We start from the raw sequence: 16000 nt of genomic DNA on the forward strand, positions 1-16000 counted from the left end.
TTCAATTCAACGGGATGCGTTCGACTTGCATGTATTAGGCACGCCGCCAGCGTTCGTCCTGAGCCAGGATCAAACTCTCAATTTATGATTGTTTGTGACTCATTAATATTACTAGCGAAATTGACTTCGCAAATTACATTTGATATCAACCGAAGCTGATATACCCTGCACATTTGTGAAACAAAACTTTGTTCAGTTTTCAAAGGTCTACCAAGCTGATTACTTATGAATCAGCCTTTTAATCATATCTCATTGTTTGTAACCTGTCAACCAAAATTTAAAATTTTATAATTTTGAATTTCAATATCTGTCGCAAGCAACTTAATCAATATACCGCTTCGTTGTAAGAAAGTCAAACATAAATTTATATTTTTTAAATTCATATTTTTGTGTTTCCCTTGCGAAGCAACTTAACTAATATAGCATCAGGGCAAACATGTGTCAACGCAATTTTGAACTTTTAATGATACTCACATTTACTTTCCAGACATTTTGAACAAGATACTCGACAGAATACGCTTTAATCCAAACTTTTACCGTGTTAAAAAGGTTAATCAATACCCACATCCATTTCTCATGTTAATCATCCTGCGTAAAAAACGCACCGCCCTCATCCGGGTGCTGACGCAAATACTGCTTAGTAAATGCTGCAACTGCGCTTTGATCATTGACGTCCACGTTGGCATCCATCATCGCTTTGGAAAGCTTAGCATAAAAATGATCTGCCATGGGATCATATAAATGAGTCAGCTGATCGTGATTTTTCCTGATCCAATTGCTTAGCCGTGATTGATTCCTTGGCTGCAAAGCTTCCAGTAAAGCTGTTACCGCAGCTGGAATCAATTCAAACAACCGTTTTTGCTTTTCATTCTCATCTAACAATCTCACGAACCGATTAAAGAAAAGATCTGCCAGCATATCTTTAGTCCACTCATCCGGCTGCTTACCATACCCTTCTACTGCTATCTGAATAACAATTGAATCAATTAACGTGACCTTCTGCTGATCTGCTTCAGCCATATTATGAATTAGTGGCACCTCAGCAATCTGATCAAGCCAATTATCTAGTTGTTCATCGAACTGCATCATTAACCGACCTCCCATTAAGTTTTATCATTATATGAAAGATTCTACTATAATACAAACACTTAAAATTCCAGTAAAGCAAAATCAAAGCTAAAGACATTTTAACGATTATCATGTATTCTTATCAGATGTAGATTGAATTTAAAGAGGAAGTTAATCATGAAAGAAGTCGTTATCTTAAGTGCAGCTAGAACCCCAATCGGAAAGATGGGACGTCAACTAGCCCACTATTCAGCTGTTCAGCTAGGAACCCTGACTGCCAAAGCCGCCATTCGTCAAGCGGGCATTCAGCCTAAAACTATTAATCAGGCGATTATCGGTAACGTGCTGCAAGCCGGCTCAGGCCAAAACGTTGCGCGCCAAATCAGCCTTAATAGTGGTTTACCCGTTACTAGCACAGCAATGACCATTAACCAAGTTTGCGGATCGGGAATCAAAGCAATTCGGCTTGCCCAATCAGCCATTATCATGGGAGACGCCGATATCGTTCTAGCCGGTGGCACTGAAAGTATGTCAAGCGTGCCTTACCTACTGCCTGATATGCGCCAAGGTACCAAGTACGGCGAGAAAAAAGTCCTGGATGGTATTGAACACGATGCCTTACGCGATGCTTTCACACAGGATTTAATGGGAATTACCGCAGAAAACGTTGCTGCGAAATACCACGTTTCCCGGACTGACCAAGATGCCTTTTCGCTGCGTTCACATCAGCGGGCAATTGCCGCGACTAATGCCGGTTATTTTAAAGATGAGATTGTGCCAGTCAATCTTGCTGATCAATCCGGCACCCAGATGGTTAAAGACGAAGCCATCCGTCCCGACACTTCATTGGAAGCACTGAGTCATTTAAAACCAGCTTTCAAATCAGACGGCACCGTGACTGCGGGAAACTCCGCCGGCTTAAATGACGGTGCCAGTATGCTGGTCCTGATGGCTAAGGAAGCCGCCGACGCAGCTGGCTTAGACTATCTCGCCATATTGGACGGTTACCAAGAAGTAGGCATCGACCCTAGTATCATGGGATACGCACCCTATTACGCGATCAGCCAGTTATTAAAAAAGCAGGGAAAGATCATCACTGATTTTGACCGCTACGAACTTAACGAAGCTTTCGCTGCCCAATCAGTTGCCGTTTCACGGGATCTAAAGATTCCAGACGACCGGCTCAATGTCAACGGTGGGGCTATTGCCTTAGGACATCCTGTTGGTGCTTCTGGTGCCCGAATCCTGACTACTCTAGTCCACGAGTTACAGCGTGAACAACTTGATTCTGGAATAGCCGCCATTTGCATTGGCGGCGGCATGGGTATTGCCCTTTCTGTTCATCGTTAAATAATGTAGATAAAATAAGCTCCGTGGCCAAATGATTGGTCACGGAGCTTTTATGTACCCCATTATTTCGTTTCCTCAAATTGAGCGTGCAGATCAAACGGTACGGGTCGTCTTAACACAACCTCATCCGGTGCGACCTGACAGTCCAATGCCACCACGTGAACACCGGCTTGCTGCGCCGTTTCTATCGCTTCGGTCAATTTTGGCGCCCGCTCCCGATAAATAGTCATGATATGAGCATAATCAAGTTGGACGACAAACAGCAAATAAGCCATTGCTCCCTTCTGAACTGCTCGCGTCAGCTCATGGACGTGCTTTACGGCACGAACAGTGGGCGCATCCGGAAAGGCCGCTACCCCATTGTTCTCCAAGGTGACCCCCTTCACTTCGATCCAAAGATCCTGTCCCGATTGCGTCTGGCCCCAAAAATCCAGCCTTGAATCATGATAAACAGTTTCTGGTTTAAAGTGACTGAGTGCCGGTAAATCCGGCAGCTGAAGTTGATGAGTCAGCTGGGCTTCCTTGACCAATTGGTTGGGCAGCTGACTGTCAATATTGATCCAGTGCTGTCCCTGCTTTTTGACGGCCACCAAATCGTAATCCGTCTTTCGCGTCTTTTTTGGTTGATAATTCAACGCAACCTGCGTACCGGGAACCAGTAATTCTTTACTGCGACCGGTATTTTTAACGTGAACCGTCACAACCTCATCGTCTAGTTGGCAATGAGCAATGAATCGGTTTGGCCGTTCAATAAACGTTGCTAGTTTGATATCTTCGTACTGCATTCAACCATCTCCCGCATTTTATACTGCACTAGACCTTTTTAAAAAGCAATTAAAGGGGTAAAATTTAGGCTATATATTTATTAGGAGGCAAACCATGCCAGCAACATACTTAAGACGGGCTACCCAAGCAGACTTACCCGCAATTACAGCCATTATTCATGGTGCTAAAGCCTACTTAAAAGAACAGCAGATCAATCAGTGGCAGGATGGTTATCCCGATCCCGCAACCCTTAAACAAGACATTAAAGACGGTATTACCTTCGTTTTGATCTATGAAAATACGATTGCCGGAACCGCTGCTTTGCACCAGGGAATCGACGTTAACTACCTTAAAATTGAAGATGGCCAATGGATCGACGGCACCGATGATCACTACGCTGCCATCCACAGAATTGCTATGGCCAGTGACTTTCGTGGTCATCACTTGTCAGAAACACTGATGACTGGTCTGATTACCATCTCCGGTCTACTGGGTTTCAAGGATATTCGAATTGACACCCATCCCGAAAATAAAGGGATGCAGCACGTCATCACTAGTTGCGGTTTCGACTATCGTGGTATAGTACACATGCATGAAGATAACGCGATTCGTTATGCTTATCAACTGTTAATCAAGTAGTCAGTGAGGTGAAGTTTTATGACCATCGCGGATACGGCAGTGCAAATCAAATTAATGATTTTGTTTGCGGTTGGACTGATTGCATTGCTGACCGTTATCATCGTTAGCATTCGTCATGACCACCGAATTGCATTTAATTCAACGTTGCCACTAATGATCGTGGCGCTGTTTATGTTAATCGTCCTAATCAGCTTATTTCTATTATGATACAAAACTCAAAAGGCCAGCGCCTTCAGTAGTAAATACTGAAAGTGCTGGCCTTTTATGCTACATTTTTAAATTAATGTTTCGTTACTTGATTACGACCTAAGTACCGCCAAAATTCAAGGGCAACGCCCAGTACAAATAATACGAGTCCCAAAACTGACAGCACGCGCCCTGCTAGTAACCCAGGAGTGCGGTAAGTTAACTGAACCCGGTGTTTACCAGCGGGAATCTTAGCACCGACAAACCCGGCATTTACCTTTTGGGTAGGCGTATCATGACCATCAACCGTTAATTTCCAACCCTTTGTATAAGGAATGGAAGTCGTCAAAACACTTGCCTGAGAACGGTTAGTCGTACCAGAAACACGGTCGTTAGCAACCTTAAGCTGCTTAAGACTTTGTTTTTGAATCTTGGTCGTTTTTTGACGGTAATTCTGACCAAAAGGTACGGCAATGACACGCACTCGCTTAAAGCTCATGTGATTAGCTTTGGTAAAGGAAATGTTGATCGTGTTGCGGGCTTTCTTAGCATAGCCCAAGTTGACCAACGCCCGATCCTTTCGTTCATAATCTGACATATTATTAACACCCAACTGCTGGACAACCGATTTTCTGTGCTTAACTCCCACTTTCATATTGAAGGAATCAAAGTATTGGTGGTTACCCAATTTACGGGTGTAATTCAATCGATCACCATGTGAGAATGGAATCCCTGCCATTAGTGACCGTCGAGCAATAAAGTTCGTCCGATCACTGAGTGAAGGACATTTAGACTTAATACCGTCAAACTCAATATAAAGCTCACTGTTTTTATAAGCTGACGGATTCTTCAATTTAAGCTCATAGTCCACATTTTGCCCCAGCGTGTCACTGGTCATTTCTTTCAGACCATTGTGATTGACCTCATTATTCTCATCAACGATCCTTTGGTTCTGCGCAAGTAAGTTCATCACCGATTGACTTGGTTTGACAACCTTAGCCATGGCATTATTATATTTAACCTGCTTGGAGGTCAGCTTTTTCGAAATGATTTGACCGACCACCGAATCGTTTTTATCCTGGCTAAGCCTGTATGCCGTGGCTTGGGCTACTGTCGTAAACGGCTGATAGTTCATTTTCACCGAATAAGGGACCGTTTTACCCACTGTAGCAGCCTTTACTGTCTTAACATTACTCAGTTTGTGACTGGTTAACGTCCCGTCTAACAGCGCCTGTTCCTTATCATAAGAGGACAGTTTTTCGAAAGCGTTATGGTCTAATTGGCTGGTTTGAGTATAAGCCAGTGGTAAGGCATATTTATTACGGTATAGCGCTGTACCAAATTTATTATCCGCCATGTAAACCTGTCGATTAGCAAAGATCAGCGGTTTACCCTGCTTATTTTTAATGAGCTTAAAACCATAAGGTACCTTTGAAAAGCCAACCTGATTTTCGCGAACATACATATATTTCACGTTAAGTAATGACGACATCGTAGTGCGATTATCCGCGTTACTGGTTGGATTATTCATCGTGTTTTCGTTGTTTTGCAATACCTTGTTAAAATCGTTCACCGCACCGCTTTGGACTGAGAAATAAGAACCGATAGCGTGCGTATTCAGCAGCATCGGAATATTGTTCCCCACGGCCTTAGAAGAATAATAATTCGAAGTGGTCGCCGTCCGGTAAAATGATTTGTCATGTTTGTTCAAATAACGGTCGGCGTAATCATAATAAGCTTTTATCCAGTGATCACCAACGCCGCGGCTTAATTCACCGACCTGCAGACGATCATTATAGCTACCGCTGTAAAAACCAAGACCAATGCTCGTCACGTTAACAATGACCAATACTAATAAAGCCAACCGGAACTGAATAGTCTTCAGCCCAAAGATAATACCATATGCAATGACCAGCAAAGTTAGTAAATAAATACCGTAAATAACGAGATGATGCGCCTTCATGTTGAAGACCAGCCCGTTACCGACCCAAACTAGGGCAAAGAAAATCAGTGTCCCGCCGAGGAACCACTTAAAGTCTGCTGGCACCAGTTCATGCAGATGGTCAACAAAGATACCAGCGGTCAACGCAAACACCATCTGTGCCAACAGCAGCCAACGGTTTGACGGGGTACTCATCACGTTCATGATGGCTGCAAATTGCGGCAGCAGCATGCCGGCCGCAATCAAAAGCAGCGTTACGTTTAACACCAAATATTTCTTAAAGTGCCGCAACGTCCACATCGCCGCTAGCAATGTCAGGCCACTGGTTCCCATAACGGCCCAATAGTATCGGTCGCCGCTGGAATCCAAAAGCATGTTGGGTAATTTAAAATAGTAAATTGGTGGATAGAGTTTCAGCCCGTTACCAAAAATTGAAGCACCTGACGATCTGGACGCATTCAGCATTGAATAGATGTTTGGTAATAAGACCATAGCTGAGATCAACAGTGCCATAACCATTGTTAACATAAAATAGCCAACCGAACTTGGTAACGAACGGACTAGCTCGTTTTTGCGCTTCAGATCAACGTATCTAATCACGGCAAAAATTAGTGAGCCCAAACCTAGCAGATAGGCAAAATAAATGTTGCTAATTAACGCAACTGCCGTAATTGCCACTAGCCACATGAACGACTGCCCGTGATAAATCTTATCTACCGCAGTACACAGCAATGGGAAGAAAATTAACGGCAAGAGGAAAAATGGGTGATGAAAGGATACGTAGAACGAAAAACTGGTGAACGTATAGATCAACGCTCCAAATAAGCTACCTGCCCGCTTTAATTTCATTTGCTTAGCAAACGCCAAGAAAGCCAATCCCACAGCGTATAAACGGACAATCGTCAGCAGCTGATAGCCCAGCTGAATCTGGTCAGCAGGGAAAAGCGCTATCAAATAACTGAACGGGTCACCCACAACGTAGTAAGCAAAGGTGGTCATCTGATCTGCACCCAAGCCTAGATTCCACGACCACCCGAATAAGGACTGGTGCGCTGTTCCGTGCAGGATACCGTAGAATTGGTTTAAAATTGGATAATGTTGAGAAATACCGTCCATTTTCCAAATCGTCGTCAGCCCCATAAAGCGTAACGACCCAAAAGTACAGAGTACAATCAAAGCAAAAGCTGCCGAATAAATCAGCCACACGGGGAGCTTTTCATAAATTTTTCTCAAAACGATTCTCTCCAGTTTAATAATTTAATACCCCTATTATGCCATGATACCAGTGCTGAAAACAAATTCAGCGTAGGCAATTTCTGGCTTTAAAATCGACTTTACAGCCAATTTTGTCATCATCTTCCTTCACGGTTACAGAAAACAACAACACCTGCCAAACGTGATAAATACACGTCTGACAGGTGTTATTGCTACGCTTTTCGATACCGGTTTACGCAAGCACCTTACGAAAAATTAAGTTTTTAATACATAATGGTAACAAAGCCTTAAACCCGTACTAACCGGTCAATTGACAGTAAGTAGAGATACTGATCATGAACTGGCTGATGCAGCATTTTTGCCAGCGCCAAAGCGTATAACCGCAGTTGGCCTTCATAGCGGTGCTTGACCTTTTCAATCCCAGCTGCAGTCGGTTGCAGATAGTCGGTCTTGTAATCAAACAGGGTAATTCCGTTTTCGGTGATAAAGTAGCCGTCAATAATCCCGTGAATCAGGATCTTGGCGTCGGCATCGTGCACCGTCGCAAACGCATCCTTGGCCGGTAATAACAGTGAAAACGGTGTTTCCCGTTTCAAAGTATCCCGGTGCTTCAGGATGGTTTGCCCAAACTCGCTAGCAAAGAAGTTGACCACTTCTTCCTGCTTAATCCGGTCTGCTACCGGCTGCTGCATGACTTTCTGATCGACTAACCGATTAATCACTGTCTGAACAGCATCGAGATCAATCGGCTGCGACAAATCGATTTCCTGAAAGATCAAGTGGGTCGCCGTTCCAATCTCAGCAGCAGTTGGCGCGTTAATGGTTTGCATAAAGGTCGGCTGTTCCAGTTCGTGGGTAACGAACCGGTTACCGCCCTGCGCTGTTTGCCAGTCCGGCTGATAGTCACCCAATTGTTTGATATCAGGGTCTTCAAACAGCCGTTTAATTTCTGATACTGATTGGTATGCCGTAGTCTGCGTTTCAGCTTGGTGCTGATAGCTAAAAGTCATTAGCTGATCGATTTCATCCACGTTCACATCAGCATAATCCGCAGCAGCTGCTTGTTCCTTCAAATCTTGCAGCCATTTTTCACCGGTTTCAGCCTTTAATCGCGGTCCCATGCCAATGAGGTCGTCCGCGGAATAAAAATGGATGTCAAACTGGGTGTCATCGTCTCTCAAAGCCGGCAGAACCTTACTTTCTGGGTTCAACTTAAACTTTGGGTGGCGCATCAGGGACAAACCGATCCAGTCCAAAAAGTTATGCGTTTTTTCTCTCAAATTAGGATTCAAAACCAGCGCATCATCGTGATTAGCTGCACTCCAGCTCTTCAGCAGGCTATCCTGGCCCTTGCATTCACCCACGATGTACAACCGCTGTTCGGCACGGGTCAACGCCACGTATAGCTTACGCATTTCCTCAGCGAGTGCTTCCTTTCGGGTAGCCGCCTGAATGACCAGTTTAGGTAACGTTGGCGCGGACACCCGCTTTTCTGGGTCAAAGTAATCGATCCCAATACCCAGCTGATTATTGAGAATTGCCTTATCAGTCAAATCCTGAAGGTTGAACTTCTTTGACGCGTTCAATAAGAAGACCACTGGAAATTCCAGCCCCTTACTGCCATGAATGGTCATGACCTGAACGGCATTTTCCGTCGCCCGGGTTTTAGCTTCTGCGAGATCATGATCGTTTTTCTGCATCCGTTCAATAAACCTCACAAATTGGAACAGCCCCTTAAAGCCGTTTTGCTCGTAGTCTGCCGCCCGCTCATATAAGGCGTGTAGATTAGCCTGCCGCTGCGGCCCTGCCGGCATTCCGGCCACGTAATCAAGAAAGCCGGTGGTTTGATAAATCTGCCAAATCAAGGTCGCCAGCTGTTTTTGCCGAGCCGTCGTCTGAAATTGGTTCAGCTGTTCCAAAAACTTCTGGATCTTGGGATAAAGGTCGTCAGCGTAATGGTTGCTGGCATACTCAGTGTGATAGGCATTGTAAAAATGCAGGAGTGCCGAATAGTAATCGTCAGTTTTATCACTGATCCTTAGATAGGCCAATTCATTTTCGTTTAAGCCAACGATCGGCGACCGCAGTACTGCTGCTAACGGAATGTCCTGATACGGGTTATCAATGATTTGCAGCATGGACATCATGATCTGGACTTCCGTGGTCTTAAAGTAGGACTGCGCGTCATTGATCTGTACTGGAATGTCCGCCCGGCCAAACTGGTCTTGAATCTCTAAATTATTTTTCTTAGTTGACGCAATAATGGCAATATCCTGGTACTTCAGCGAACGCATTTCCTGCTTAGATCGGTCCCAAATCTGGGTATCCTGTCCCAGCAGCTCACGAATCTTTTGGGCAATCAAAGTCACCTGACCTTCATCACCGTCCGGAATATCATCCGCCCCGGCCGTAGTTGGCGCTTCAGTGTCATAAATCATCAATGAAGCCACGTTTGGCAGCGTCTCTGGATAGCTGGCGCCATAAACTAGCTTTGCTGACCCAGCGTATTTGATTTGACCCAGCTGTTCATCCATGATCTGGGTAAAAATCAGGTTGGTAAAATCATCGACGTTTTTCATTGACCGGAAATTTTCCGCTAACGTAATTTCTTTACCGGCCTGGGGATCTTTTTGATACCGGTTAAATTTATCAATAAACAGTTTCGGTTCCGCTAATCTAAACCGGTAGATGGATTGTTTAATATCGCCCACCATGAAGAGATTACCAGGATGATCATGGGCCAGAGTGGTCACAATGGCTTCCTGCAGTTCGTTGGTATCTTGATATTCATCCACCATAATTTCGTGGTAGTCCTTGGACAGCTGCTCCCGAACGGCCACGGCTTCAGGTGATTTGGCCCGCAGTATTTTCAGTGCGAAATGTTCAATATCACTGAACTCCCACACGTGGCGACGGCGTTTTTCAGCATCGTACGCCAGGGCAAATTTTTGCACCACAACTGCTAGTTCCGCAACAATTCCCTGACTATTATTCATAGCGGTTGCCGTTTCTTCCTCAGGTAACGGCATGAGTTTAGCAGCTGCCTCAAGGGCATCCTTGGCGTTATCGCGGTGAGTGACGTAGGTTTCTTTGATGGCTTGGTAATCGTCGTATTCAGCCGACTTTTTACCGATCGACGGCAGCCGTCCCCACGGAAATTCGTTGAGCCCTAACCGTAAACCATTCCAGGAAAGTTCGTCCATATTGAACTCCGATAGCGGAGATAAAAGACTGTCCATGTAAGTCACCGCTTTGTCAATACCGACGTTTTCGGCAAGTTCACGCCCCTGCTGCAATTCTTCTTTGGCTGTATCTAATTGCTGCTGAATTAATGGCAAAAGCTGCTGTTGAACAATTTGGCTTTCCATCAATGGGCCATCCACCTGATACGGCTTGGCTAGCGTTTCTAGCCAAGCATTGGGATCCGGTTTGGCACCCATGAACTGGAAGACCTGCATCACTTTATCGGTGAGACCGTCATCGCTGCGGTCACTTGAGAAATTCGTGACTAATCGTTTAAACACACCGTCTTCATCATCTTGGTAAAGCTGTTCGCGGACATCGTTCCAAACTTCATCTTGCAGCAACGCGCTTTCAGATTGATCACCAAGGATCCGAAAAACGGGATCCAAATCGATCAAATAGTAATAACGCTCCACGATTCGCTGACAGAAGGCATCCAGCGTACTGATATCTGCGACTGGTAAGACCGCTAATTGGCGGGATAAATACCGCTGTTCGCTAGCATTAGCCCGACTGATCTGTTCTCTCAGCGCCGTTTCGATCCGGTCCTTCATTTCGGCCGCGGCAGCCCGGGTAAAGGTCACGATGAGGAGGTTTTCCAGACTTTCGTGAGCCAGGATCATATTGATGACGCGATCCACTAAGACTCGCGTTTTCCCAGAACCAGCGGAGGCTGATACCAGTAAATTAGTCTGGTGGGTATCTAAAACTTGCTGTTGACTCTTAGTGTATTTCACGGCGTTTAACCTCCTCTGCGATTTGTTTCATGATCTCGTCCGCCCTAGACGGTGCCGACTGCAGTCGATAACCATTTTCTGGCAGCATGGGATCAAACTGCATAATAGCCGTATATGGTGAGTTGGTCATTGCCGTAGGGCCACTCAGCGGTTTATACGGGTTGATGTCAACCTGACCGCTAAAAATACTGTTACCAGCTTCTGTAATTTTCATTTCAGTGTATTTCAGCAAATTCTTGAGCTGATCCATGGTAATGATCGAATTAGACTTAGCAGCTGAACCGTCCTTCTTGAATTTAAACGGAAAGACTTTGGCCGCTTCACTGACGGCCAGTTTCGGCTCCAGCCCGTGGAGCAAGTCATCATCGGCGACTAAGACCCCTTCGTAACGTTCCTTTGCTAATAAGGCGCTCGCAATATCCGTTTTGATGTCACTTGGCTTTAATCGTGGATTCTGCAAATGCAAATACAGCGCGCCTGCGAGCTGGGCATCCGGATCATCCGCGATTAACCCCATGTTTTGCTGCACCACGTCTAGATACGTCATCATCTGCATGGCGATCCCTTCGTAGATGTCATTGAACTTAACCGTGTGCTCACTGGACTTATAATCAACGATCCCGATGTACTCGTTATTGGGGAGTCTCAGGGTGTCGATCCGGTCAATCTTCCCCCGCACGCGAATCTGCTTCTTCTTTGGTAAATCAAATACCAGCGGCGGCAACCCGTCCTCCGCGCCAATGTGGCCAAATAGCACCTCGGTTTTTCGGGCGCGCATCGGCGTGTACTGACTCTGCTTGTGAAACGTCACCGCCATTTGCCGAACCACGCCAATCAGCTGACTCTTGATAAAGCTCATCCGCTGACTGCTGTTTAAAATAGCGTACTGCAAATTCTTAGGATCATTTAAAATCTGACCGGTAATGTCATCGATCAGCTCGTTGATCTGCTGGTCATCCAGGTCAGCCAAATCAATATTTTCCGCGTTGACCTGCTTCATTAAATGGTCCATGGCAGCGTGGAAGAACTCCCCAGTATTCGCTGGTGACAGCTCGAACTCATCGCGCTCACGCAGCTTCAGGCCGTACTTTAAGAAGTAGGCGTACTGGTTGCGATAAAACTCTTCCAGCTTGGAAATGGAACTGTTGATGGTACTGCCATACAAGCCGGTCACGATTTCAGCATCCAATTGCTGGGGCACGTTACGGTACGAAATACTGCCCAGTAATTTTTCAGTTAAACCTTTGGTGTCCCCTTGGTCGAGTACCCGGTAAACGTACTGCCATGACGGGCTTAACCGCACGTTACGATCACGGCTGTCATTGCTAGCTTGAATCAGGTGCCGCAGCGTTGCCCGCTTAGCACCCAAGTATGGTTTGAGATCCTGCTGGTCTGCTTGCGGCGTTGCGGTATGACTAATAATTGGCAAATTAAAGTGTTTTTGAATCCTTGCTAAATAAGGGCTGATCTGATTTTGATCATCGTCGCCCGCATTGATCGGGTAGGTAAAAATCAGCCGTTCACTGGGTGTCATATAGGCTAAATAGTTAATGTACGGCTCACCCTGCAAGGTCATGATACCGTCATCGTTTAAATACTCGCCTTCTGGCAGCGTTAATTTTTGCCGGTCCTGGTCATTAAGTAAGTGCGTCGGTAACGTGGTGTCCGGCATAGTTTTATCGGTGGAACCAATCATAAACGTGATTTTCCGGTTATTCATCTGGATGATCCCACTTTCCGAAATCATCACCTGATCTAACGTTGACGGAATCTGCGAGTAATTAGCCCCTTCAAAACCAGCCTGCAGTAAGGACAGGAAGTCCGCTGACTGAAATACGCGGTCACCTAAAATCGTCACGTATTCATCCAGCAAATCACAAAACGTCTGCCAAACCTGTTCCGGCTGACCGGCTTGAACCAAGTCGCCGTCATCGATGGCCTGGTCGCGCCAAGCCATCAACTGATCCACCACCCCATTTTCAGTCATAAAATTAACTAATAGGGTAGCTGCTTCACGGCCATTGTTAATCTTATCTAATTTCTGATAAAAAGGCACCAATGTGTTGCGGACGAACCGGCGAATCCCGTTAATTTGGTCGGAAGTCGCCTGATCCGCGCTGGTTGCCGTCCCCAAGTCGTCACTTCGCAGCCGAGCATAGGGCCAATCTTCCTTCTGCAGCCAACGGGACCCTTGATAGCCCATTTTCAGCACCCAATTTTCAGCCTTAAATAAGGCATCACGAAAGGCATCGATCGCCATATACTGACCATCACCAGTTTTAGGAATCAACAATTCCGTTTTAAGTAATCGCATGATGTCGGCGTACTGAAAATGCTTGCGTTTGATTTCAAAGATAGCATCGATCAATTCCACTAATGGGTGGTCCGCCATGGACTGCTGGACGTCACTAAAATACGGAATTTCTTGAGCATTCATAATGGGTGCCAGAATTGTCTCATACTGATCCAAATGCCGGGTCACAATTAGAAAGTCACGGTAACGGTACCCCTTTTCAGCAACTAACTGCCGAATCATGGTTGCCACTCGCGAAACCTCCGCGTACCGGTTATCTGCTTGGATGATTTGTAGCCGATCAGGCTGCTGCAGCGTTTCAGTCTGCGTTGAGGTGACTCCTGTGGCCGTGTTCTGCCAATAGTTTTCCAGTTGCTGCAGTTCTGGCGTTGTGCGCGGGGTAGTTGCTTTAATATCGCGTAACACTGGTACTGACAGCGCCCGTGCAGTTTGGTAAAGTCGCATATACGTCCGGGAAGACTGGTAAAATAAGCTTTGCTCGTTAACAGAATCAGCCGTTGGCGTTCCCTGATCCAGGATCAAAGCGATTTTCACCTCAGCAGCTCGTTTCATTAACGTAGACAGTAATTTCATTTCCTGAGCGGAGAACTGAGTTTGAGAAAAGCCGTCAAAGTAAAAATGGGCGTGGCTTAAATCAACATTCTCTAAATACGTACTCAGCTGATTCAGCAGATCCGTATTGGCGACATATTTATTGGTCATGGCCTGCTCAAAACTATCGTAAATCAATACCAAATCATGTAATTTGGCATCTAAATCAGCACTGGTACCCGTCATTTCTTTGGCTACCTGGTCTAAATCAAGAACGCTGACCTGCCCAGTCTTCAATTCTAATATTTGGCGGGTCAATAAGCTGATAAACCCCGGCCGGTCGGCTTCACCGGCAAACAGCTTCAATTCATCTTGATGGTCTAAAATCGCTTGATAAACCAGCATGTTCATCCCCGCTTGCGAGATTCGCGGTAACTGATAAGCTGGCGCATTTTTCATGAAGAACCAAGCCAACCGAGTCAGCGAAAGCACCTGAACACCGGACTGAGCGTAGGCGTCGTTTTCAGCACTGGACAGTTGAGCAAGCTTCGTGAGTACCTGGACTTCGGATTCAAATTTAATGTGGTTTGGTACCAAATAGTAAAACTGGTCATCGGGATGTTCCTGCTGAGCCTTTGCAAGTTCTGACAGCAGACTTTCCTCATGATCAACACTCGCTTTTCCAATCACAAATTGTAACGTCATGATGTTTATTCCTTTCTATCAACATGAAACCGTGAACCCGATTAAAACCGGTTATTGCTCGGAATTTTTGCTGGTTTTATCATAGCATATTTGAACGTTTGTTCGAACGTTTTAAAGACTTTAAACCGAATTATTTTAGTATCTTATTTCGCAAAAAACGACGAAGCCCTACACAGGAATTCGTCGTTGTTGATTGTTATTGATTTTTAAAGACGCCGTTATTTTGCCAGCGCTGCAACCAGTGCTTGATTGAATGCCGGGATATCTTTTGGCTCCCGGCTGGTAATCAGATTGCCATCAATAACTACTGGCTGGTCGCAAACTCGAGCGCCAGCGTAATAGAGATCTGGCTGCACGGTCAGATAAGATGTCATCGTTCGGCCATGAATCAGGCCGGTTTGAATCATCAATTGGGGACCGTGGCAAAGGGCTGATATGAGTTTATTGGTCATCAAGAAGTGTTTGGTAAACTCAACGAATCGGTTATCTGCACGTAACTGATCCGGTGAAAAGCCACCGGGAATGTAAAGCGCATCAAAGTCTTCAGGGTTAACTTCAGCAATCGAACGATCAATAGTAATCGCGGTACCATGCTTACCGGTAACGGTTGTTTTTTCAAAGCCAATTACCGTAACATCATGTCCGGCATCACGAATTGCTTTTACTGGATCAACAAATTCAACGTCTTCTACCAAATCGGTAACAACAACTGCAACTTTTTTCATTACGTGTTCCTGCTACTGATAACTTATAAAAAGTTATAGATTATTCTTGCTTCTTTCTATCCTGCCTCGTATAAAGCTTACTAATACAGTTGATATGATAGTCCACAAGCGTTAATTCCCGGCTAGCCACCGGTACATACTCTGAAGCCTGTGTTAGTAGGCTAATTCAAAGTTTTCAGTATCCCTGATATTCAGGGCCGCATTGATGGCACAACTTAGAAGTTGGCTCAAAACGATTGGTTAAGTGTACCGGAATGCCTAATTGCTGGCATTTAGCGATTAATTTGATTTTGAAATTATAGAAGCCTTGGTAACTGACCGCTTTAGCTAAATGTCGATTTTTCATCATACCTTTAACATTCAAGTCTTCTAAGGCTACCCACTGCGGCTTGGTTCTCACCACAGTGGCAATAATCTTATTTTGATAGTCTGACTGAATGTTGGTTAATCGTTGATACAAGCGTTGCACTTTCCGCTGAGTTTTGGCTAGATTCAAATCAGTAGCAGATTTTCCTTCTTTCTGTCTTCTAGCTTCCAGTGCGTGATACTGACGGGACATTTTTCTTTGCAGTCGGCGCAG

10 protein-coding genes and 1 rRNA gene are annotated in these 16000 nt (G+C 45.3%); 3 read left to right on the top strand and 8 right to left on the bottom strand.

Annotated features, from left to right (window positions below):
* Positions 1-85 (bottom strand): 16S ribosomal RNA (locus JUE95_RS12515); the annotation flags it as partial.
* A gap of 494 nt (positions 86-579) precedes the next feature.
* Positions 580-1089, bottom strand: a complete 510-nt coding sequence (locus JUE95_RS12520) for a hypothetical protein (protein ID WP_203652217.1) — start codon at positions 1087-1089, stop codon at positions 580-582.
* A gap of 156 nt (positions 1090-1245) precedes the next feature.
* Here JUE95_RS12520 and JUE95_RS12525 point away from each other — a divergent pair, with 156 nt between their 5' ends.
* A complete protein-coding gene (locus JUE95_RS12525) occupies positions 1246-2418 on the top strand; it encodes a thiolase family protein (protein WP_203652219.1) in 1173 nt (390 codons plus the stop codon).
* A gap of 62 nt (positions 2419-2480) precedes the next feature.
* On the opposite strand, the gene sfsA is transcribed toward JUE95_RS12525, so the two are convergent.
* Positions 2481-3203: a DNA/RNA nuclease SfsA gene (gene sfsA / locus JUE95_RS12530; protein ID WP_203652221.1), complete on the bottom strand. Its 723-nt coding sequence runs from the start codon at positions 3201-3203 to the stop codon at positions 2481-2483.
* A 94-nt stretch (positions 3204-3297) separates the two neighbouring features.
* Between sfsA and JUE95_RS12535 the strand changes: the two genes are divergently transcribed.
* Both JUE95_RS12535 and JUE95_RS12540 read left to right on the top strand, forming a co-directional pair.
* Entirely contained in the window at positions 3298-3822 is a 525-nt protein-coding gene (locus tag JUE95_RS12535; protein WP_203652223.1) for a GNAT family N-acetyltransferase, read from the top strand.
* Positions 3823-3840: 18 nt separating this feature from the next.
* Positions 3841-4029, top strand: a complete 189-nt coding sequence (locus tag JUE95_RS12540; RefSeq protein ID WP_203652224.1) for a hypothetical protein — start codon at positions 3841-3843, stop codon at positions 4027-4029.
* A gap of 73 nt (positions 4030-4102) precedes the next feature.
* Here JUE95_RS12540 and JUE95_RS12545 read toward each other — a convergent pair whose 3' ends face one another.
* The 5 genes from JUE95_RS12545 to JUE95_RS12565 all read right to left on the bottom strand — a co-directional run.
* Positions 4103-7183 carry a YfhO family protein gene (locus JUE95_RS12545; RefSeq protein ID WP_203652225.1) on the bottom strand — a complete coding sequence of 1027 codons (3081 nt, stop codon included), beginning with the start codon at positions 7181-7183 and terminating at the stop codon, positions 4103-4105.
* Between the two features lie 269 nt (positions 7184-7452).
* Positions 7453-11145: a helicase-exonuclease AddAB subunit AddA gene (gene addA, locus JUE95_RS12550; protein WP_203652226.1), complete on the bottom strand. Its 3693-nt coding sequence runs from the start codon at positions 11143-11145 to the stop codon at positions 7453-7455.
* Complete coding sequence (locus tag JUE95_RS12555) at positions 11132-14695, bottom strand: PD-(D/E)XK nuclease family protein (RefSeq protein WP_203652227.1); 3564 nt, start codon at positions 14693-14695, stop codon at positions 11132-11134. The genes addA and JUE95_RS12555 overlap by 14 nt, the downstream gene beginning before the upstream one ends.
* A gap of 218 nt (positions 14696-14913) precedes the next feature.
* Positions 14914-15420 carry a type 1 glutamine amidotransferase domain-containing protein gene (locus JUE95_RS12560; RefSeq protein ID WP_203652228.1) on the bottom strand — a complete coding sequence of 169 codons (507 nt, stop codon included), beginning with the start codon at positions 15418-15420 and terminating at the stop codon, positions 14914-14916.
* Between the two features lie 175 nt (positions 15421-15595).
* Positions 15596-16000 (bottom strand): RNA-guided endonuclease TnpB family protein (locus JUE95_RS12565; protein WP_203652229.1); only part of this gene is annotated, 405 nt, incomplete at its 5' end.

Origin of the sequence: Secundilactobacillus yichangensis (assembly GCF_016861565.1) — a bacterium.
Lineage (GTDB): Bacteria > Bacillota > Bacilli > Lactobacillales > Lactobacillaceae > Secundilactobacillus > Secundilactobacillus yichangensis.